Origin of the sequence: Streptomyces albicerus (assembly GCF_008905045.1) — a bacterium.
GTDB lineage: Bacteria > Actinomycetota > Actinomycetes > Streptomycetales > Streptomycetaceae > Streptomyces > Streptomyces albicerus.
In genome coordinates this window covers 20,340-40,101 of record NZ_VWMY01000022.1, presented here as the reverse complement: position 1 = coordinate 40,101, position 19,762 = coordinate 20,340, and the positions used below count along the sequence as shown (strand labels likewise).

General features: G+C 70.9%; 21 protein-coding genes and 1 riboswitch. Of the genes, 12 read left to right on the top strand and 9 right to left on the bottom strand.

All coding sequences use genetic code 11. The features are described from left to right. Positions 1-117: 117 nt before the first annotated feature. Positions 118-675 (bottom strand): SAV_6107 family HEPN domain-containing protein, encoded by a 558-nt coding sequence (locus tag GAS53_RS20965; protein ID WP_151479183.1) that lies wholly within the window; start codon positions 673-675, stop codon positions 118-120. Positions 676-854: 179 nt separating this feature from the next. On the opposite strand from GAS53_RS20965, the gene GAS53_RS20960 reads away from it, so the two are divergent. From GAS53_RS20960 to GAS53_RS20940, 5 genes are all read left to right on the top strand, one after another. Continuing rightward, positions 855-1,646, top strand: a complete 792-nt coding sequence (locus GAS53_RS20960; protein WP_151479284.1) for an ATP-binding cassette domain-containing protein — start codon at positions 855-857, stop codon at positions 1,644-1,646. Further along, positions 1,618-3,702, top strand: a complete 2,085-nt coding sequence (locus GAS53_RS20955) for a YhgE/Pip family protein (protein WP_151479182.1) — start codon at positions 1,618-1,620, stop codon at positions 3,700-3,702. Before GAS53_RS20960 ends, GAS53_RS20955 begins: the two co-directional genes overlap by 29 nt. 11 nt (positions 3,703-3,713) lie before the next feature. Further along, positions 3,714-4,355 (top strand): TetR/AcrR family transcriptional regulator, encoded by a 642-nt coding sequence (locus GAS53_RS20950; RefSeq protein ID WP_151479181.1) that lies wholly within the window; start codon positions 3,714-3,716, stop codon positions 4,353-4,355. 361 nt (positions 4,356-4,716) lie between these two features. Then, positions 4,717-5,331, top strand: coding sequence for a DUF4126 domain-containing protein (locus GAS53_RS20945; RefSeq protein WP_192583207.1), 615 nt, complete (start codon positions 4,717-4,719; stop codon positions 5,329-5,331). Positions 5,332-5,388: 57 nt separating this feature from the next. Continuing rightward, complete coding sequence (locus tag GAS53_RS20940; RefSeq protein ID WP_151479179.1) at positions 5,389-6,900, top strand: phytoene desaturase family protein; 1,512 nt, start codon at positions 5,389-5,391, stop codon at positions 6,898-6,900. A 78-nt stretch (positions 6,901-6,978) separates the two neighbouring features. On the opposite strand, the gene GAS53_RS20935 is transcribed toward GAS53_RS20940, so the two are convergent. The 6 genes from GAS53_RS20935 to GAS53_RS20910 form a co-directional block, all read right to left on the bottom strand. Further along, entirely contained in the window at positions 6,979-7,911 is a 933-nt protein-coding gene (locus tag GAS53_RS20935; protein WP_151479178.1) for an SCO2102 family sporulation regulator, read from the bottom strand. Positions 7,912-7,968: 57 nt separating this feature from the next. After that, positions 7,969-8,892: a methylenetetrahydrofolate reductase [NAD(P)H] gene (metF, locus tag GAS53_RS20930; protein ID WP_151479177.1), complete on the bottom strand. Its 924-nt coding sequence runs from the start codon at positions 8,890-8,892 to the stop codon at positions 7,969-7,971. Between the two features lie 128 nt (positions 8,893-9,020). Then, positions 9,021-9,671 (bottom strand): thiamine phosphate synthase, encoded by a 651-nt coding sequence (gene thiE / locus GAS53_RS20925; protein WP_151479176.1) that lies wholly within the window; start codon positions 9,669-9,671, stop codon positions 9,021-9,023. A gap of 77 nt (positions 9,672-9,748) precedes the next feature. Continuing rightward, positions 9,749-10,120 carry an Rv2175c family DNA-binding protein gene (locus tag GAS53_RS20920; RefSeq protein ID WP_151479175.1) on the bottom strand — a complete coding sequence of 124 codons (372 nt, stop codon included), beginning with the start codon at positions 10,118-10,120 and terminating at the stop codon, positions 9,749-9,751. Positions 10,121-10,320: 200 nt separating this feature from the next. Then, positions 10,321-11,550: an NAD(P)/FAD-dependent oxidoreductase gene (locus GAS53_RS20915; protein WP_151479174.1), complete on the bottom strand. Its 1,230-nt coding sequence runs from the start codon at positions 11,548-11,550 to the stop codon at positions 10,321-10,323. Positions 11,551-11,615: 65 nt separating this feature from the next. Continuing rightward, the gene (locus GAS53_RS20910; protein ID WP_151479173.1) at positions 11,616-11,960 is read right to left on the bottom strand and encodes a hypothetical protein; all 345 of its coding nucleotides are present in this window, start codon (positions 11,958-11,960) and stop codon (positions 11,616-11,618) included. A gap of 52 nt (positions 11,961-12,012) precedes the next feature. Then, a riboswitch (TPP riboswitch) is annotated at positions 12,013-12,126 on the top strand. On the opposite strand from GAS53_RS20910, the gene thiO reads away from it, so the two are divergent. The 6 genes from thiO (at position 12,124) to GAS53_RS20880 (ending at position 18,104) form a co-directional block, all read left to right on the top strand. Next, complete coding sequence (gene thiO / locus GAS53_RS20905; protein WP_151479172.1) at positions 12,124-13,326, top strand: glycine oxidase ThiO; 1,203 nt, start codon at positions 12,124-12,126, stop codon at positions 13,324-13,326. Its footprint overlaps the riboswitch before it by 3 nt. Next, positions 13,323-13,577 carry a sulfur carrier protein ThiS gene (gene thiS / locus GAS53_RS20900; RefSeq protein WP_151479171.1) on the top strand — a complete coding sequence of 85 codons (255 nt, stop codon included), beginning with the start codon at positions 13,323-13,325 and terminating at the stop codon, positions 13,575-13,577. The genes thiO and thiS overlap by 4 nt, the downstream gene beginning before the upstream one ends. Positions 13,578-13,580: 3 nt before the next feature. Beyond that, on the top strand, positions 13,581-14,375 hold the full coding sequence (locus GAS53_RS20895) for a thiazole synthase (protein WP_151479170.1): 795 nt from the start codon (positions 13,581-13,583) through the stop codon (positions 14,373-14,375). A 153-nt stretch (positions 14,376-14,528) separates the two neighbouring features. Further along, positions 14,529-16,460 (top strand): Stk1 family PASTA domain-containing Ser/Thr kinase, encoded by a 1,932-nt coding sequence (gene pknB / locus GAS53_RS20890; protein WP_192583206.1) that lies wholly within the window; start codon positions 14,529-14,531, stop codon positions 16,458-16,460. A 133-nt stretch (positions 16,461-16,593) separates the two neighbouring features. Further along, positions 16,594-17,463, top strand: coding sequence for a deoxyribonuclease IV (locus tag GAS53_RS20885; protein WP_151479168.1), 870 nt, complete (start codon positions 16,594-16,596; stop codon positions 17,461-17,463). Between the two features lie 107 nt (positions 17,464-17,570). After that, positions 17,571-18,104: a DUF4396 domain-containing protein gene (locus GAS53_RS20880; RefSeq protein WP_151479167.1), complete on the top strand. Its 534-nt coding sequence runs from the start codon at positions 17,571-17,573 to the stop codon at positions 18,102-18,104. Positions 18,105-18,143: 39 nt separating this feature from the next. Here GAS53_RS20880 and GAS53_RS20875 read toward each other — a convergent pair whose 3' ends face one another. Next, complete coding sequence (locus GAS53_RS20875; RefSeq protein WP_151479166.1) at positions 18,144-18,776, bottom strand: sulfite oxidase-like oxidoreductase; 633 nt, start codon at positions 18,774-18,776, stop codon at positions 18,144-18,146. A gap of 184 nt (positions 18,777-18,960) precedes the next feature. Between GAS53_RS20875 and bfr the strand changes: the two genes are divergently transcribed. After that, a complete protein-coding gene (gene bfr, locus GAS53_RS20870; protein WP_151479165.1) occupies positions 18,961-19,440 on the top strand; it encodes a bacterioferritin in 480 nt (159 codons plus the stop codon). A gap of 28 nt (positions 19,441-19,468) precedes the next feature. Here bfr and GAS53_RS20865 read toward each other — a convergent pair whose 3' ends face one another. Further along, positions 19,469-19,726: a (2Fe-2S)-binding protein gene (locus GAS53_RS20865; RefSeq protein ID WP_192583205.1), complete on the bottom strand. Its 258-nt coding sequence runs from the start codon at positions 19,724-19,726 to the stop codon at positions 19,469-19,471. Positions 19,727-19,762 lie beyond the last annotated feature (36 nt).

The window sequence follows — 19,762 nt, the reverse complement described above, 5'->3', positions numbered from 1 at the left end:
TATTGCCTCCCGCTTGCCTCCCGCCCCGTACCCAACCCTCCGTCTCGTGCGCCGGACGGAGACCCGGGGCGCCGGGGCGTGGGCCCGGGGGGCGCTGGGCGTGGGCCCGGGCCCCGGTCACCCCGCGTCCGGGACATCAGGCGCGTCCGGCGAGGCCTCGTCGCCCTCCTGCCGTGGCTGGGGCAGAACCGGCTGGAGGACCAGCATGCGCTCGACGAGGCGGAGGAACATCGCCACGTCGCGCAGGAGGTCGTCGGCGTCGCGGGTGCTGGCCGCGCCCTGGATGCCGGCTTCCGCGCGGGCGCGGCGGCGGGCTCCGGAGGCGAACAGCACGCTCCACTCGGCGAGTTCGGGCGCTATTTCGGGGAGCACTTCCCAAGCGCTCCGGATCTTGGCCCGGCGCCTCGCGGTGGTCTCCGGCCGGCCCCGGGCGGCGAGCACGGCGGCGGCGGTGCGCAGGGCGGCGAGGTGGGCCGTCGCATACCGCTCGTTCGGCGTTTCCAACAGGGCCGCCTCGTCGAGTCCGGCGCGGGCCTGGGCGAGCAGGTCGAGGGCGGCGGGCGGGGCCGTGGCCCGGCGGAGCACGGGGTGCACGTCGCTCGCCGGGCCGGTCAGTGAGGGGGCAGGGCCGGTGGCGCGGCGCCGACGGGCGGCGGCTGCGTAGTAGCTGGCCATGACGAACCTCCTGTCGTCTGTGTGACGGCACTGTGGCCGTATGTGCCCATCGTGAGGTATGCCACTGACAATCCGTTCTGACCTGGGCTTTTGCTTCGATCGTAGGTTCGGGATAGCTTTGCACTGACCAGTCAGTTCAAAAATCGGTCGGCTCAAGGACCCGGAGGGTGGGGGAAGTTGTGGACGGTCCGCACGGACTCGGCGTCACGGCCGAGGATTTCGGGCTCAAGGGCCCTCGCGGCTGGGCGTTCCGCGGTATCGGCGTCGACGCGGAGCCCGGCTCGCTGATCGCGATCGAGGGACCGTCGGGCTCGGGGCGTACGTGCCTGCTGCTCGCGCTCACCGGGCGGATGAAGCCCACCGAGGGGCACGCGCGGGTCGGTCGGTCCGAGCTGCCGAAGCAGATGGCGGCCGTCCGCCGGTTCAGCGCACTGGCCCATGTGCCCGGCGTCACCGACCTTGAGCCGGCCCTGTCCGTCGCCGAGCACCTTCGGGAACGGGCGCTGCTCCAGCGGCGGTTCGGCGGCTCCGTACGCGGGCTGCTGCGGCCGCGCACGGAGAGGCTGACGGAGGCCCGGCTGCGCATCGACAGCGCGCTGGCCGCCGCCGGGCTCGACCGGGAGGCGCTGCCCAAGGGCTCCCGGACCGCCGTTCGCGACCTGGAGCGCCTCGAAGCGCTGCGCCTCTCCGTGGCCCTCGCCCTGATCGGCCGCCCCCGGCTGCTCGGCGTCGACGACGCCGACCTGAAGCTCTCGGAGTCCGAACGGGCCGAGGTCTGGGCGCTGTTGCGCTCGCTCGCCGAGTCCGGGACCACGGTCGTGGCGGTGTGCAGCGAGGCACCCGAGGACGCGGTCGTGGTGTCCACCGGGCCCGCCGACGGGCCGGCCCGCAAGGAAGCCCACAAGGAAGACGACCAGGACCGGGAAGACAAGGAGACCGCGGATGCGCTCGCCGAAGCTGGCCGCGCTTGAACTCAGGCGCTTCGGCAGGGGAAGGCTCCCGCGTGCGGCCCTCGCCTCGCTCCTGTTGCTGCCCCTGCTGTACGGCGCCCTCTACTTGTGGTCGTTCTGGGACCCGTACGGCCGTCTCGACCGCATCCCCGTGGCGCTCGTGAACGACGACAAGGGGGCGACAGCGGCCGACAAGAAGATCGTGATGGGCGACGAGATCACCAAGGGCCTGCACGAGAGCAAGACGTTCGAGTGGCACGAGGTGAGCGCCGCCGAGGCCCGTGAGGGCGTCGAGAACGGCACGTACTACCTGTCGCTGACCATGCCGTCCGACTTCAGTAAGAGGATCGCGTCGAGCTCGGGCGACTCCCCGGAGACGGGCGCCCTCCAGGTGCGTACGAACGACGCGAACAACTACATCGTCGGGCAGATCTCCCGGACGGTCTTCGGAGAGGTGCGTACGGCCGCCTCGACCAAGGCGTCGCGGTCGTTCCTCGACAGGATCTTCGTCTCGTTCTCGGACATCCACGGAGAGACCGAAAAGGCCGCCGAGGGGGCCGACAAGCTCAAGGGCGGGATCGGGAAGGCGAAGAAGGGCTCGAAGGATCTCGCGGACGGGCTGAAGGACGCCAAGGAGGGCAGCGGCAAGCTTTCCGCGGGGCTGAAGAAGCTCGACACGGGCGCCGGTGACCTGGAGGACGGCTCACGGCAGGTCTCGGAGGGGACGCGGGCGCTCGCGGACAAGGTCAACGGCGTCGCGGACAAGGTAGGGCCCTTCCTGAAGGACAACGAGAAGGAGATCGGCGACACGGCGCAGCTCGTCGCGGACTCCGCCTCGGCCATCCGCCACAACCTCGACGCCCTGGTGAAGGCGGCTCCGACGGCCGCCAAGAGCGCCCACACGGCCTCCGACACGCTGACCGGCGTCTACAAGACGCGCTGCGAGAACCTGCCGCTGCCCGACGCCGCCTGCCCCGAGCTGAAGAAGGCCAAGGAGGCGGCCGCGGACGTGGCGAAGGTCGCCGACGACGTCAACGAACTGGTGGCGGACCAGGACGGCGATCTGGACGCGCTGGACGGGCACCTGGCCACGCTGGAGAAACAGGCCCAGGCGCTGGCCGACCGCTCGCCGCACCTCTCCGAAGACCTCACCACGACCGTCGCCAAGATCAATGAGCTCGACAAGGGCGCCGGGAAGGTCGCCAAGGGGGCGAAGACGCTGCACACGGGGCTCGGCACGGCCAAGACCGGCGCGGCCGACCTCGACACCGGCGTCGGCGACCTCAAGACGGGCGCGACCGACCTCGAAGGGGGCATGTACAAGCTCGTCGACGGCTCGGGCGAGCTCGCCGGCGGACTGCACGACGGCGCCGAGCAGATTCCGGACTACGGCAAGAAGGACCGCGACCAGCGCACCGAGGTCATGGCCGATCCTGTGCAGCTCGCTTCGAAGGACCTGCACAAGGCGCCCAACTACGGCACCGGCTTCGCCCCGTACTTCATTCCGCTCTCCCTGTGGGTGGGCGCGATGGTGGCCTACATGCTGATCCCGCCCCTCAACCGGCGCGCGCTCGCGGCGGGCTCCCCCGCCTGGCGCATCGCACTGGCGGGCTGGCTGCCGGTGGCCGCCCTGGGGGTGCTCCAGACGGTTGCCCTGATGTCGGTACTGCACTGGGGGCTCGGCCTGGAGATGGCCCGGGCGGCCGGCACGGTGGGCTTCCTGTTCCTGGTGACGGCGTGCTTCGCGGCGATCGTGCAGTGGCTGAACGCACGCTTCGGAGCGGCCGGCCGGATCCTCGTGCTCGCCTTCCTGATGCTGCAACTGACGTCGGCGGGCGGCACCTACCCCGTACAGACCAGCCCGGGCTTCTTCAACGCGATCCACCCCTTCATGCCGATGAGTTACGTCGTCGAGGCCCTGAGGAGGCTCATCACCGGCGGCGGTCTCGGCCCGGTCTGGCAGGCGTGCGCCGTCCTCGCGGCCTTCACCGCGGGCGCCCTCGCGCTCACCGCGGTGTCCGCGCGCCGGAGGCAGGTGTGGACCCTCGACCGCCTGCACCCGGAGCTGAGCCTGTGACAATCAGGGCCATGGAAAGCAGCAGGACGGTCGAAAGCGGCGGCAGCCGGAGACAGGCGACCCGGCAGAAGCTCTACGAGGCGGCCGTGACCCTCATCGCGGAGCAGGGCTTCTCGGCCACCACCGTGGACGAGATCGCCGAGCGAGCCGGAGTGGCGAAAGGCACGGTGTACTACAACTTCGCGAGTAAATCCGTCCTCTTCGAAGAGCTGCTCCGGCACGGTGTGGGACTCCTCACCGCCTCCCTCCGGGAGGCGGTCGAGAAGACCGCCGAGGAGGGCGGCAGCAAGGTCGACACGCTGGACGCGATGATCCGGGCGGGCCTGGTCTTCATCGGCCGCTATCCGGCCTTCACGCAGCTCTACGTGGCGGAGCTGTGGCGCACCAACCGGGCCTGGCAGTCCACCCTGATGGTGGTCCGGCAGCAGGCCGTCGCGGTCGTCGAGGACGTCCTGCGCGACGGGATCGCGAACGGCGAGCTGAGCGACGAGATCGACATCCCGCTGACGGCGGCGGCACTGGTCGGCATGGTGCTGGTCGCCGCCCTGGACTGGCAGGCCTTCCAGCCGGAGCGCTCCCTGGACGACGTCCACGCGGCGCTGTCCCGGCTGCTCCAGGGGCGGGTCAGCGGGGACGGGCTCGGACACAAGTGAAGCGCCGGTCCGAAGTGGCCGCGTCCCCCGCGGGCCACGCCGGACCGGCGCCCCTTTTGTGCTCCCCCGTACTTCCCCCGTGTTCCCCCGTTGGTTCCCCCGTTTTCGGTCTCCCCCGGGTCCCCCCGTGCCTCGCTCCCGCCGAGTGATCGGCGGAAGGAGCGGCCAAGGGCGCGAGGTCCGTTCCGCCGCCCCGTGTCGGCGGTACCGGAGCCGCGCCCCTTTCCGTGCCTCCACTCTCTCGTTCGCGCAGGTCGGCACCCATCCGCGCGCGTACTCAACTCACTCCCTAGGTACGGATACTCAAGCCTGCGCACTCAGGCCCAGGACGCACCGTTGCCGAGTGGTTACTATCGCGTCCGTGTCGGTACTCCCCTTGGTGTTCACCAGCGGCTGGGCCAGCGGCGTCAACGCGTACGCGGTGGTGCTGCTCCTCGGCGTCTTCGGCGCGACCGGCCTGACCGACGAGGTGCCCGAATCCCTGCAACGCACCGACGTCCTCCTCGCGGCGGGCATCCTGTTCGCCTGCGAGGCCGTCGCCGACAAGATCCCGTACGTGGACTCGGTGTGGGACACCGTGCACACCGTGATCCGCCCGGTGTCCGGAGCCGTCGTCGCGGCGCTGCTCGCCGGGCAGAGCGGTTCGCTGCCCGATCTGGCGGCAGGCGCGATCGGCGGTTCGACGGCGCTGGCGAGTCACGCCGTCAAGGCCGGCACGCGGATGGCGGTCAACACCTCTCCGGAGCCGTTCAGCAACATCGTGCTGAGCACCGCCGAGGATCTCGGGGTCGCCGGGATCCTCACCTTCGCGATGTTCCACCCGGAGGCCGCGGCGATCATCGCGGGCGTCCTGCTGCTCACCGGGCTCGCGCTGCTCTTGTTCCTGGTCTCGCGGATCAGACGGTTCCTGCGCCGCAGGGCCGAGCGCCGCGAGGAGAAACGGCTCACGGCACGGGTGGGGTGGCCGCCCGGCTGACCCCCGCCGCACAGGGCCGGGGCCCGGCTGTCAGTGGCGGCCGATAAAGTCCCTGGCATGGCACGAATTGTGGTGATCGGCGCCGGGATGGGCGCGATGGCGGCCGCTGCCCGGCTGGCCGTCGCGGGCCACCGGGTGGCGGTGTACGAGCGCGCGGCGACGTACGGCGGAGCGGTGGGCCGCTTCGAGCGTGACGGCTTCGCCTTCGACACCGGCCCCGGACTGCTCCAGCTGCCCGCGGTCTACCGCGACTTGTTCGTCAAGACGGGCAAGGAGCCCTTGGAGGCGTGCGTCGACCTGGTCCAGGTGGACCCGGCGGCCCGGCACGTCTTCGCCGACGGCACGGAGGTCTCGCTGCCCAACGCTTCGCACGCGGGGGTCGTCTCGGCCCTGGACGAGGCCCTCGGGGCGGCCGCGGGCGAGCGCTGGGGCGACTTCCTGGTCCGGGCGCGCGAGGCCTGGGACCGGACCCGACGCCCGCTCCTGGAGGAGCCCCTGTGGCCCAACTGGCAGGTGCTGGCCGAGCGTGAGCCCTACCCGGCGCCGCGGCAGCGCCGCCTGCTGCGCACGCGTACGGCGCGGACGCTCGCGGAGGTCGGCGCCTGGGAGCTGGCCGACCCACGGCTCGCCGCCCTCCTGGAGAGCCACGCGCTCGCGTACGGCCTCGACCCGCGGGTCGCCCCGGCGAGCGCGGCCGTCCTGCCGTACATGGAGCACGCCTTCGGCGCCTGGTATGTGCGGGGCGGGATACGGGAGTTGGCGCGGGCGGTGTACGAGCGGTGTCTGGCCCGCCGGGTTGAGTTCGACTTCGGCGCCGAGGTCGTCTCGGTCACGGAGAAGGACGGCCGGGCGGCGGGCCTGGAGCTGCGCGACGGGACCGTCGCCGAGGCGGACTTCGTCGTGGGCGGCTCACCGGAGCGGCTGGAGGAGATGACGGGCCACGGGAGGCTGTACGAGGCTGACGCCCCCGAGCCGGGCCTGGCATCGCTGTCCTGCGGCAAGGTCGTCGTCTGCCTCGCGCTGCGCGGCCCGCGCGAGCCGGGCGCCGCACACCGCACGGTGGTGCACACCACGGACCGGGCCGGGGAGTTGGACCTCTTCGGGCTCGGTACGCCACCGGAGCGGCCCACCGTGTGGCTGCACCGCCCGGACGATCCGCAGCTGCGCCCCGACGACGGCCACGAGTCCGTGGTGCTCACGGCGACGGTGCCGTCCCTGGCACACCACGACTGGGCCGCGGCGGGTGCCGCCGACTCCTTCGCCGACCGTATGGTCGCCGCCGCCGAGCGGGCGATACCGGGCCTGCGCGAGCGCGTGCTGTGGCGCGAGGTCCGCACCCCCGTGGACACGGAGCGGGAGACCGGCGCCGAGGGCGGCGGAGTGCCTGCTCCCTCGTTGGCCGGCGCGTATGGCACGCTGCTGCGGCCCGCCAACACGACCCGCATACCAGGCCTGTTCACGGTCGGCGGCTGGGCGCATCCCGGTGGCGGACTGCCGCACGCGGGCATGTCCGGTGCGCTGGTCGCCGGACTGATCGTGGAGGGGCCGGACTTCCGGGGCTCGCAGTAAGCGGTGGGGCGGCCGGTCGCCGCAAGCCCTGCTCGGCACCGCTCCGCGAATCACCGGCCTGCTCGGCACCGATCCCGTTCAGAACCGGTACTGCTCGTCGTACCCGCCACCCTGCTGCCCGTTGCCATTGCCGTTGCTGTTGCCGTCGTACGGATACGGCTGCTCCGGCGGGAGTTCGCCGCCGTACGGGTCCTCGTTGGTGCGCTGTTGCGGCACCCAGACGCCGCCTGCCGGGGTCTCGCCGCCGTAGGTGCCGGTGCCGGTGGCGTACGGGTCCTGGGTGTAGCCCTGCTGCGTGTACTGCTGCTGCGAGGCGTCGTAGGACTGGCCGTACGAGGCGGCGTCGTAGGACTGCGTGCCTATGTACGGGTCGGAGTAGGCGGCGTACTGCTGCTGCCCGTTGTCATAGCCGTACTGCTGCTGGTCGTAGCCGGCGTAGGCGTCGTACGCGTAGTTCTGGCCGAGCGGGTCCTGGCCCTGGGCCTGGGCGGAGGCCGCGTCGGTGGCGGCGGCGTAGGCGGCGGCGCTGTAGACGCCGTACTGGCCCGTGTCGTCCGGCAGCGGCTGCGGCTCGTAGACGGAGGTGGACTCGGCGGCGCTCTCGGGGCGCTGTCCGAAGACCGAGTCGTCGCGACCGTAGGGGTCGTCCCCGCCGAAGTCCTCGCGCGGATACGTTCCACTGTCCGTGGCCTGGAGGTCGGTGACCTCCAGCGTCGGGTCCCGTTCCTCCCCGCGGCGGCGTTTGCTGGCGCCCGGGCGGCCGGTGACGGCCCAGCCGGCCGCGAAGCCGCTGCGGAACGACAGCGTGACGTAGGTCTGCCCGACGGCGAAGGCGGCCGCACCGAGGCCGATGATCACCACGGACGGGATCAGCACACCGAGCACCACACCGAGGAAGCCCGCGAAGGCCAGCAGTCGCCAGCGCAGCCGCGCCTTGTACTGCAGAAGTACCTCGCCGAGCAGCCACAGCGCGACGATGCCGAACGCGATGTAGAGGACCGTCCAGCCCATGTACGCCCCTCTCCCAGGTGGCCGCTACGCAGTGTGTCGTACGACAATGCGACCGGTCTAGGCCTGCTGTGGGTGGTGCAGTCCCAGATTCTCGTAGATTTCCAGCGTCGCGGTGGAGTTGTTCAACGTGATGAAGTGCAGCCCGGGGACTCCCTCGGCCAGCAGCCTCGCACAGAACTCCGTAGCGAACTCAATGCCAATGGAGCGTACAGCCGCCGGATCGTCTTTGGCTGTGAGGATCCGCTCTTTCAGGGCGTCCGGGAACGAGGCGTTGCTGAGCTTCGGCAACCGTTCCAGCATCTTCACGCTGGTGACCGGCATGACCTCGGGGATCACCGGGGTCTCACAGCCCGCCGCGTCGACTCGGTCACGCAGCCGCAGGTACGACTCGGGATGGAAGAACATCTGCGTGATCGCGTAGTCGGCGCCGGCGCGGCACTTGTCGACGAAGTGCGCGACGTCCATGTCCCAGTCGGCCGAGCGCGGATGCATCTCGGGGAAGGCCGCGACGCCCACACAGAAATCGCCGGACTCCTTGATGAGCCGGACGAGTTCGGCCGCGTAGGTCAGGCCCTGGGGATGCGGCACCCAGTCGGCCATCGGGTCGCCTGGCGGGTCGCCGCGCACGGCGAGCATGTTCCGGATCCCGGCGTCCGCGAACTGGCCGATGATGTTCCGCAGCTCCGCGATGGAGTGGTTGACCGCGGTGAGGTGGGCGACCGGGGTGAGCGTCGTGTCGGCGACGATCTGTTCCGTCGCCTTGACCGTGCCCGCGCGCGTGGAGCCGCCGGCGCCGTACGTCACGGAGACGAAGCTGGGTGCGACGGCCTCGACCCGGCGGAGCGCGTTCCACAGGTTCCGCTCGCCCTTTTCGGTCTTCGGGGCCCAGAACTCGAACGAGTAGGTCGCCTTGCCGGTAGCGAGCATGTCACGCACGGTGCGTGCGCGGTCAGTCCTGGTGGAAGCAGATCCGAGGGCCATACCCGCAGGTTAACCAGGGGGCGACGGTCCCCCAACCGGATCTGGAGAATTGCCCCATTTGTCGATTTGTTGTCCACCCCTCGGACACCACGGCTCGAGGGAGTCTCGAATGCCTCGAATTCTCGAGGTCACGTCGCGCGCAGGCGCTTCGCAAACTCCGCCGCCGCCGCGCCCGGGTCGTCCGCCTCGGTGATCGCCCGTACGACGACGACACGGCGGGCGCCCGCTTCGAGCACCTTGTCGAGATTGCCGAGGTCGATGCCGCCGATGGCGAACCAGGGGCGGTCCGGGGCCAGCCCGGCCGTGTGCCGGACCAGGTCGAGGCCCGGTGCGTGGCGGCCCGGCTTGGTGGGGGTCGGCCAGCAGGGGCCGGTGCAGAAGTAGTCCACGCCCCCCTGGACGGCGGAGGCCGCGGCCTCCGCCTCGGCGTGCGTGGAGCGGCCGATCAGGACCTCGTCGCCGAGGATCGCGCGGGCCGCGGGGACGGGGAGGTCGCCCTGGCCCAGATGCAGCACGTCGGCGCCGATGGCGTGGGCGACGTCCGCCCGGTCGTTCACCGCGAGCAGCTTGCCGTGCCGACGACAGGCCTCGGCGAACACAGCGAGGTGTTCGAGCTCCTCGGCCGCTTCCATGCCCTTGTCCCGCAGTTGCACGATGTCCACGCCGTTCGCGAGGACCGCGTCCAGGAAGTCGGCGAGGTCGCCCTGGCCCTTGCGGGCATCCGTGCACAGGTAGACCCGGGCGTCGGCGAGCTGCGCGCGTGCGGTGGATTCGGGCATGCGTGGGTCCCCCGTGTCGTATCGGTGGCGTACGGGCCGTATGGAGCGCGGCCCGTACGCCGGGCGGCGTGATCAGGTCAGACGGCGAGCGCCTGGGCGCGGCGCTTCACCTCCGTGCCGCGATTCTCGCTCAGAGCCTGCGCGGGGGTGCCGGGCAGGCTCTCGTCGGGAGTGAAGAGCCACTCGAGCATCTCTTCGTCGGTGAAGCCGTCGTCCCGCAGGAGCGTCAGGGTGCCGGACAGGCCCTTGACGACCTTCTGTTCGTTCCCGTCGATGAAGGCGGCGGGGACGTGCAGCGCGCGGTTCTCACCACGGCGTACGGCGATGAGCTGGCCATCCTTGACCAGCTGCCGGACGCGGGTCACCTCGACGCCGAGCTGTTCGGCGATGTCGGGGAGGGTGAGCCAGGCGGGGACGAGAGCATCGATCTTTGCGTCAATCTCGGTCACGAAGACAAGCCTGCCACGACCCTGGCCGGGGACGCACTGTTCGACCCCGAGGCTGACGCACGTCGGACACCCCGTCGGCCGTTCGACGCCGCCGGGCAGGACAGTCGGAACCGTCGCCGTCACGGCGGGAAAAGGACAGGGAACGGGCGAGGAAAAGGCGAGGAAAGGGCGGGGAAAGACTGCCCCACCGCCCGGAGTCTTCAGATCGTCGTCGTCTTCAGCGGCCGCGACGGGTCCGCCAGCAGGGCCGGGTCCATTCGGGTGCCCGCCTCGATCAGCCGCCGCCCCTGCGCCAGGTCCCGCGGCCGCCCCACTGTCAGGACCGCGACCAGGCGGTCCTCGCGGAGCCAGCACACCGACCAGGACGGTCCGGTCGGGTCGCCGCGCCACACAGCGGTGTCGGCGGACGCGTGATGGCCCGCGTACTGGACGAAGCGGCCGAACTGCTCGGACCAGAAGTACGGCACGGGGTCGTACACGGCGGGCGTCTCGCCGACGATGTTCGCGGCGACCGTACGGGGACCCTGGAGGGCGTTGTCCCAGTGGTGGACGAGCAGGCGCTCGCCGTAGCGGCCCGACGGGAACGAGGCGCAGTCGCCGACCGCGTACACGTCCGGCACGGAGGTGCGCAGATGGTCGTCCGCGACCACCTCGCGATGCGCGCCGAGCTCGATCCCGGAGCCGGCCAGCCAGGCCGTGGCGGGCCGCGCCCCGATGCCGACGACGACGGCGCCCGCGGGCAGCCGCGAGCCGTCGTCGAGCACCACCGCGCCGGGCTCGACGTGCTCCACGCGCGCGTGGGTGCGGAGCGACGCCCCGCTGTCCGCGTACCAGGCGGCCATGGGAGCGGCCACCTCGGCGGGCAGCGCGCCGGCAAGCGGCCGGCCGGCGGCCTCGACGACGGTCACCGCGCATCCCGCCTCGCGCGCCGCCGTGGCGAACTCCGCGCCGATCCAGCCCGCGCCCACCACCACGATGTCGTGCTGCCGGGCGAGTACGGGGCGCAGCCGCTCGGCGTCGTCCAGCGTGCGCAGCAGATGGACTCCGGGTACGCCCTCGGCGCCCGGAAGTTGGATGGGTTCCGCACCTGTGGCGACGACCAGGACGTCGTACGGAACGGGCCCGGCGGCCGTGTCGAGCTCGTGCCGCGAGGGACGGAGGCCGGTCACCTCGAGACCCAGACGCAGCTCGACGCCCAGCGCCTCGAAGTCGACGTCGAAGGCGGAGCCCTCGGCCTTGCCGAGCAGTACGGCCTTGGAGAGCGGCGGCCGGTCGTACGGCTGGTGGGGCTCGGCGCCGATCAGCGTCACGCTGCCGGTGAAGCCCTGTTCCCGCAGGGCGACGGCCGTCTGTACGCCGGCCATGCCGGCGCCGACGATCACGGCGCTCCGTCGCGCCGCCGGGCTCCGCCCCTGCGTCTGCTCGCTCACACGATCACCATAGACACCGACGAATTGTCAGTCAGGGGGCGCGATCAGTGAGCTGTTGCACAGCGTCAGCGTTCGGTGACCTCTTCGACCACACTTGTCCCGCTGCCCGCCTGCGACTCCCACTCCCAGGTCTCCTCCAGACGCACGCGCCCGTCGGCCAGCTCGACGACCTGCGACACACAGTGCCCGGAGGAGGTGGTGCCGTCCTGCTTCAGCTGTACGTACCGGAAGTCGAGCCGGTCGCCCTCCCGAGTGCCCACCAGGTGGCCGTGTACGACGTCCCCGCCCGCGTACTCGGCCCAGATCCGGCCCGCCTTCTCGTGGTACGCGAACCGGGTGCGCGTACCCACCTGACCTGGGGCCTGGTCCGCGACCGGGGCGAGAACGAGACCGTCGAGCGACCGGGCCATGCGTGAAGGCTCCCTTACTGAGGTGTGAGACGAAGGGCTAGGGTGGCCAACGTAGAGCACTCGCGGGAGCCCGGACGCACCGGGCTGAGAGGGAGGCTGGGACGGCCTCCGACCGTACGAACCTGATCCGGGTCATGCCGGCGAAGGGAGGGGCTGGACGCCCATGTCGCGTACACCAGAAGCATCGCCTCAGAGGACACCGCGCCCATCGGGGACATCCGACGTCCTCGTCGTCGGCGGCGGAATCATCGGCCTGGTCACGGCCTGGCGGGCCGCGCAGCGCGGGTTCACGACCGCGCTCGTGGACCCCGAACCCGGCGGTGGCGCCGCGCAGGTCGCGGCCGGGATGCTGGCCGCCGTCACCGAGCTCCACTACGGCGAGCAGACCCTGCTCGGCCTCAATGTGGCCTCCGCGCGCCGCTATCCGGACTTCGCCGCCGAGCTGACCGAGGTGACGGGCCAGGATCTCGGCTACCGGCAGTGCGGCACGCTCGCCGTCGCGCTCGACGCCGACGACCGCGCCCATCTGCGTGAACTGCACGCCCTGCAGCGCCAGTCGGGCCTGGAGTCGGAGTGGCTGAGCGGCCGCGAGTGCCGGCGCCTGGAGCCGATGCTCGCGCCGGGCGTGCGGGGCGGCCTGCGGGTCGACGGCGACCACCAGGTGGATCCGCGGCGGCTGGCCGGCGCCCTGGTCGCGGCCTGCGAGCGGGCCGGGGTGACCTTCCACCGGACCTGGGCCGAGCGGCTGACCGTCGTACGGGACCGGGCCGCCGGAGTCGTCGCCACCGACGGCACAGAGCTGTCCGCGGGCCAGGTCGTGCTCGCCGCGGGCAGCCTCAGCGGAAGCCTCCCGGGCGTGCCCGACGCCGTGCTGCCGCCGGTGCGTCCCGTGAAGGGACAGGTGCTGCGGCTGACCGTGCCGAAGCGGTACGCGCCCTTCCTGAGCCGGACCGTGCGCGCCGTCGTCCGGGGCAGCCATGTCTATCTGGTGCCGCGCGAGAGCGGCGAGCTGGTCGTCGGCGCGACCAGCGAGGAGCTGGGCTGGGACACGACGGTGACCGCGGGCGGCGTGTACGAGCTGCTGCGGGACGCCCACGAACTCGTGCCCGGCATCACCGAGCTGCCGCTCACCGAAACGCGGGCCGGACTGCGACCTGGCTCCCCCGACAACGCGCCCCTGCTCGGCCCGACCGACCTCCCGGGGCTGCTCCTGGCGACCGGCCACTACCGCAACGGTGTGCTGCTCACACCCGTCACCGGCGACGCCATGGCGCATGTCCTGACCACCGGCGAACTCCCGGACGTGGCCCGTCCGTTCACCCCGAGGCGGTTCAGCACCGCAGCACTCACGGAGCAGCCCGCATGAGCACGAGTACGAGCACGAGCACGAGCACGAGCACGAGCACGAGCACGAACGTCAACGTCATCGTCAATGGAGAGCGGCGGCAGCTCGCCGCGGGCACCGCCCTCGACGCCCTCGTCGCCACCCTCACCGCGGCCCCCTCCGGTGTCGCGGCCGCGCTCAACGAAACCGTCGTCCCGCGCGCGCAGTGGTCGAAAACGGTCCTCTCCGAGGGAGACCGCGTCGAAGTCCTCACCGCCGTCCAAGGAGGCTGACCCATGGCCGACGACCCCTTCGTCCTCGGCGGTACGTCCTTCACGTCCCGCCTCATCATGGGCACCGGCGGCGCGCCGAGCCTCGACGTCCTGGAGCGCTCGCTCGTGGCGTCCGGCACGGAGCTGACGACGGTCGCGATGCGGCGCGTGAACCCCGAGGCCCACGGTTCGGTCCTGTCCGTGCTCGACCGGCTCGGCATCCGTGTGCTGCCCAACACGGCGGGCTGTTTCACCGCCGGGGAGGCCGTCCTGACGGCACGCCTCGCGCGGGAGGCGCTCGGCACGGACCTCGTCAAGCTGGAGGTCATCGCCGACGAGCGCACGCTGCTGCCCGACCCCATCGAGCTGCTCGACGCCGCCGAGACCCTCGTCGACGACGGCTTCACGGTCCTCCCGTACACGAACGACGACCCGGTGCTCGCGCGCAAACTCGAGGACGTGGGCTGCGCCGCGGTCATGCCGCTCGGCTCGCCCATCGGGTCCGGGCTCGGGATCCGCAACCCGCACAACTTCCAGCTGATCGTGGAGCACGCGCGCGTGCCGGTGATTCTGGACGCGGGGGCCGGTACGGCGTCGGACGCCGCGCTCGCCATGGAGCTGGGGTGCGCGGGTGTGATGCTCGCCTCGGCCGTGACGCGGGCGCAGGAGCCGGTACTGATGGCCGAGGGCATGCGGCACGCGGTCGAGGCGGGCCGGCTCGCGTACCGCGCGGGCCGCATTCCGCGCCGCCACTTCGCCGAGGCGTCCTCTCCCGTGGAGGGCGTCGCGCGATTGGACCCGGAAAGGCCCGCTTTCTGAGCGTCTGCCCGAAGTCGGTCTGAACACCTGTCCGAACGCGTACGCCGCACAGCGGTCGCCGCCCTGCGACGTGCGTCACAGCTCGGCTGCAGTCCCGCCCCGGTATCGCCAGTGCGGGCGGCGTTGACAGTGTCGGCTCGTACACTCACCTGCGTGGATACGACCCTTCAGGACCCGCTAGTCGGGCACGTGCTCGACGGTCGCTATCGCGTCGACGCGCGCATCGCGGTCGGCGGGATGGCCACGGTCTACCGGGCCGTGGACACCCGCCTGGACCGGGTGCTCGCGCTCAAGGTGATGCACCCGACGCTGGCGGCCGACGCCACGTTCGTCGACCGCTTCATCCGCGAGGCCAAGTCGGTGGCAAGGCTCGCGCATCCGAACGTGGTGCAGGTCTTCGACCAGGGCACGGACGGCAGTTACGTCTATCTGGCGATGGAGTACGTGGCCGGATGCACCCTGCGGGACGTGCTGCGCGAGCGCGGGGCGCTGCAGCCGCGGGCCGCCCTCGACATCCTGGAGCCGGTGCTCGCCGCGCTCGGAGCCGCGCACCGCGCCGGGTTCGTGCACCGCGACATGAAGCCGGAGAACGTCCTGATAGGGGACGACGGCCGGGTGAAGGTGGCGGACTTCGGTCTCGTACGGGCGGTGGACACGGTCACCAACACGACGGGGGCCGTGCTCGGCACGGTGTCGTATCTCGCGCCGGAGCAGATAGAACACGGCACGGCCGACCCCCGGGTCGACGTGTACGCGTGCGGCATCCTCCTCTCCGAGATGCTGACCGGCGACCGGCCGCACTCGGGTGACTCGCCCGCCGCGGTGCTCTACAAGCACCTCCACGAGGACGTGCCCCCGCCGTCGGCGGCCGTGCCCGGCCTGGCCTACGAGCTCGACGAGCTGGTCACCTCGGCCACCGCGCGCAATCCCGACGTCCGTCCGTACGACGCCGTGGCGCTGCTCGCCCAGGTCCTGGACACTCGGAACGCGCTGAGCGCCGACCAGCTGGACGCGGTGCCACCGCAGGCGGTCACCACGAACCACCAGAACGCCGAGGACCGTACGAGCGTGATCCCGCGCTCGCTGTCGGTGCCGCGGCCGCTCCCGGTGAACGACGACGACGCCGAGCTGAACCGCACGAGCTTCCTGCCGTCCCCGCCGCCCGAGCCCCCGCGCCGCGGCCGGGGCCGCGCGATAGCTCCTCGCCGCGGTCTGCTCGCGATCGTCGCCGTGGTGCTGCTGGCCCTCGGACTCGGCGCGGGCGTCTGGTACATCAACTCCGGCCAGTTCACCAAGGTCCCGCCGGTACTCACGAAGACCGAGGCAGAGGCGAAGAATCAGCTCGCGAACGCCGGGCTCGACGTGAAGCAGATCAAGCGCGAGTACAGCGACACGGTCAAGCGCGGCAGGGTCGTCAACAGCGACCCGGCGCCGGGCGACCGGATCCGTGACAACGACTCCGTGACACTGGTCGTCTCGCGCGGCCCGGAGATCGTGCGCGTGCCGGACCTGGAGGGCTACGCGCTGGACAAGGCCAAGGAGCGGCTGAGGAACGAAGGCCTGGTGCCGGGCATGGTCACCAAGGCCTTCCACGACGAGGTCACGCCGGGCTTCGTGATCAGCACGGAGCCGGGGGCGGGCACGGAGCGCCGCGGGGGTTCGGCCATCGCGATCACCGTCAGCAAGGGCAGCCCGGTGGACGTGCCCGAGGTCCTCGGCGACGACCTCGAGGACGCGAGGCAGGAGCTGGAGGACGCGGGCCTGAAGGTCAAGGTCGCCTCCGGCCGGGTCACCTCCGAGTACGAGGCCGGTCAGGTCGCCGAGCAGGCACCGGGTCCCGGCCGGCAGGCGGCCGAGGGCGACACCGTCACGCTGACGATCTCCAAGGGCCCGGAGATGATCGAGGTCCCGGACGTCGTGGGCGACAAGGTCGACGATGCGAAGCAGGAACTGGAGGCGGCCGGCTTCAAGGTCGACGAGGACCGCGGCCTGCTGGGCCTCTTCGGCGACACGGTCAAGGGCCAGTCGGTGGACGGCGGCGACACGGCGCCCAAGGGGTCGACGATCACCATCGAGATCGGCTGACGCGGAAGTGCGTACAGGATCGAGACCGGCGGACGCAGAAGTACGTACGGGGCAGGTGCGGGCATCCGCCCCGTACGGGTAGGTGCGTGTATCCGCCGACGGGACGTCCGGGACCACGTGACACCCTGAACGAGTGAGCACTGAGCAGTCCCGCAACCCCGTCGGCGGCCACGTCCCCGTCGCCGGAGGCCTCGCCTCCGTAGGCCTCTCGTACGCCCGTGACCTGGCCGCCGAGACCGTCCAGGTCTTCGTCGCCAACCCGCGCGGCTGGGCGACGCCGCCCGGAAACCCGCTCCAGGACGAGGAGTTCCGCGCGGCCTGCGCCGCCGGGTCGATCCCCGCGTACGTCCACGCGCCCTATCTGATCAACTTCGGCTCGCACACCGAGGCGACCGTGGAGAAGTCGGTGGAGTCGCTGCGGCACTCATTGCGCCGCGGGCGCGCGATCGGGGCGCTGGGCGTCGTCGTGCACACCGGCTCGGCGACCGGCGGCCGGGAGCGCTCGGTCGCGCTCAAGCAGGTACGCGAGCATCTGCTGCCGCTGCTCGACGAGCTGACCCACGACGACGACCCGTATCTGCTCCTCGAGTCGACGGCCGGCCAGGGCTCCTCGCTCTGCTCGCGGACCTGGGACTTCGGACCGTACTTCGAGGCGCTCGACGCTCATCCGAAACTGGGCGTCTGCCTGGACACCTGCCACATCTTCGCGGCGGGCCACGACCTGACCGGGCCCAGCGGGATGCACCAGACGCTCGATCTGCTGGTGGACACGGTTGGCGAGGGCCGGCTGAAGCTGATCCACGCCAACGACTCCAAGGATGTGGTCGGCGCCCACAAGGACCGCCACGAGAACATCGGCGCCGGCCATATCGGCGAGGACCCGTTCCGCGCGCTGATGACCCACCCCGCAACCGAGGGCGTACCGCTGATCATCGAGACGCCCGGCGGGAAGCTGGGGCACGCGGCGGACGTGGAGCGGCTCAAGAAGCTCCGGGACGGCTGAGAAACCATGCGGCACCCACACTGGATCTCCCTCTTGAGGAAATACCCCAGGGGGGTATACGGTTCCTGTCAGTCGCAGGAACCGCTACCGGACACTGGGGGCTTTCCATGGAGCACGACACACACGCCGGACACGCGCACCACACGCACGAGGACCACGGACACGAGGGCCACGCGCACGAGGGCCACGCGCCCGGCATTGGCAAGGTCAGCTGGTCCATGGCCGCCCAGGCGACCCTCCACTGCCTCACCGGGTGCGCCATAGGCGAGGTCCTCGGCATGGTGATCGGTACCGCGCTGGGCTGGGGCAACGTACCCACGATGATCCTGGCGATCACCCTGGCGTTCCTCTTCGGCTACTCGTTCACGTTGCGCGGTGTGCTCAAGGCCGGCGTCGATCTCAGAACCGCGATCCGGGTCGCGCTCGCCGCGGACACGCTCTCCATCACGGTGATGGAGCTGATCGACAACGGCGTGATCGCGTTCTGGCCGGGCATGATGGAAGCCCACCTCACAGACGCGATGTTCTGGTGGGTGCTGGCCATCGCACTGGCCGCCGCCTTCGTGATCACCGTGCCCGTGAACAAGTGGATGATCGGCCGCGGCAAGGGCCACGCGGTGGTGCACCAGTACCACCACTGAAATCCCAGGCTCTGCACAGCCGGGAAAACGATGCGGGACTCAGAGCTCGGGGCCGTCCCCGGGCTCTTCCTGGTACGAGTAGCGCTGCTCGCGCCAGGGATCGCCGATGTTGTGGTAGCCGCGCTCCTCCCAGAAGCCGCGGCGGTCGGCGGTCATGTACTCGATGCCGCGGACCCACTTGGGGCCCTTCCACGCATACAGGTGCGGCACGACGAGGCGGAGCGGAAAACCGTGTTCCGCGGTGAGCAGCTCGCCGTCCTTGTGAGTGGCGAAGATCGCGCGCTCGGACGCGAAGTCGTCGAGGCGCAGATTCGAACTGAAGCCGTACTCCGCCCAGACCATCACATGGGTGATGGCGGGTGCGGGCGGGGCGATCTCCAGGATCGTACGGGCCGGAATGCCGCCCCATTCCGCGCCGACCATGCTGAACTTCGTCACGCAGTGCAGATCGGCCACGACCGTGGCGTACGGCAGGGCCGTGAACTCCTCGTGGGTCCAGCAGTGCTTCTCGCTGTCGGCGGTGGCGCCGAAGACCCTGAACTCCCAGCGCTCGGGGCGGAACTTCGGTACGGGCCCGTAGTGCGTGACCGGCCATCCCCGCTGCAGTCGCTGCCCCGGCGGAAGCTCCGACTGCGCTGCTTCTCCAGATTCACGACCCACCGGCTGACCCATGACTCCATCCTGACAGACCTGGGCAGGTGGACATGACCAGGTCCATCCCGATTCAGGCAATTCAGAATAACCCGGACTAAGCATGTACTTACTTACTAAGCATGCACTTACTGGACGATCTTCGAAGCCGGTGGAATCATGCGGCGCAACCTGCCAGTCCCCCCGCTTGGAAGGAGCCTCTGCGATGCAGGGCGACCCCGAGGTCCTTGAATTCCTGAACGAGCAGCTGACCGCTGAGCTCACCGCGATCAACCAGTACTTCCTGCACGCGAAGATGCAGGAGAACTTCGGCTGGACGAAGCTCGCGAAGTACACGCGGCACGAGTCGTTCGACGAGATGAAGCACGCGGAGGTGCTCACCGACCGGATCCTCTTCCTGGAAGGTCTGCCGAACTACCAGCGGCTGTTCCATGTCCGGGTCGGGCAGACGGTCACCGAGATGTTCCAGGCGGACCGGCAGGTCGAGGTCGAGGCGATCGACCGGCTCAGGCGCGGCATCGAGGTGATGCGGAACAAGGGCGACATCACCTCGGCGAACATCTTCGAGTCGATCCTCGAGGACGAGGAGCACCACATCGACTATCTGGACACCCAGCTGGAGCTGGTGGAGAAGCTCGGCGAGGCGCTCTACATCGCGCAGCTCATCGAGCAGCCGGAGAGCTAGGCAGTCGCAGGGCCGGACAGGCGGAGAGCTAAGCAGCCTCTTCGAGTTCTTCTGCCTCGGAGAGCTCCACTTCGGCGAGCACGGGCATGCCCTGGTCGGCCAGCCCGCGGCGGGGGCAGGCGTCCCGGCCGAGCAGTGCCTGGATGCGTCGTACGCAGGAGCCGCAGTCGGTGCCCGCCTTGCAGGCCGACGCTATCTGCCGGGGGGTGCCGGCACCCTCCGCCGCGTGCTTCTTCACCTGCGCTTCGGTCACCCCGAAGCAGTTGCAGACGTACACGCGGTTCACCTCCCGACGGGATTCGATAGGTCGTGCCATCCCCGT